Source organism: Paraburkholderia sp. 22098, assembly GCF_052045935.1.
In the GTDB taxonomy this organism is placed as follows: domain Bacteria; phylum Pseudomonadota; class Gammaproteobacteria; order Burkholderiales; family Burkholderiaceae; genus Paraburkholderia; species Paraburkholderia caledonica.
Window position 1 is genome coordinate 1 of the sequence record NZ_JBQEPV010000039.1, and the last position, 569, is coordinate 569.

The 569-nt window shown below is 68.2% G+C and carries 1 protein-coding gene; it reads left to right on the top strand.

Going from position 1 to position 569, the window contains the following annotated elements; all coding sequences use genetic code 11:
* Positions 1 to 569, top strand: a 569-nt coding sequence (locus tag ACTJLB_RS32425; protein WP_440785662.1) for an FAD-binding protein, incomplete at both ends; no start/stop codon positions are given.

Below are 569 nucleotides of genomic sequence, written 5' to 3' on the forward strand. Positions count from 1 at the left end.
GGCTCCGACTGGCTCGGCGACCAGGACGCGATCGAGTTCATGTGCCGCGAGGCGCCCAACGCCGTCTACGAGCTCGAACACTTCGGCATGCCGTTTGACCGCAACGCCGACGGCACGATCTACCAGCGCCCGTTCGGCGGCCACACCGCGAATTACGGCGAGAAGCCCGTGCAGCGCGCGTGCGCGGCGGCTGACCGCACCGGTCACGCGCTGCTGCACACGCTGTACCAGCAGAACGTCGCCGCGAAGACGCAGTTCTTCGTCGAATGGATGGCGCTCGATCTGATCCGCGACGCCGACGGCGACGTGCTCGGTGTAACTGCGCTGGAAATGGAAACGGGCGAGGTCTACATCCTCGAAGGCAAGACGACGCTGTTTGCCACGGGCGGCGCGGGCCGGATCTTCGCGGCCTCGACCAACGCGTTCATCAACACCGGCGACGGCCTGGGCATGGCGGCGCGCTCGGGCATCGCGCTGCAGGACATGGAGTTCTGGCAGTTCCACCCGACCGGCGTGGCCGGCGCGGGCGTGCTGATCACCGAAGGCGTGCGCGGCGAAGGCGGCATCCT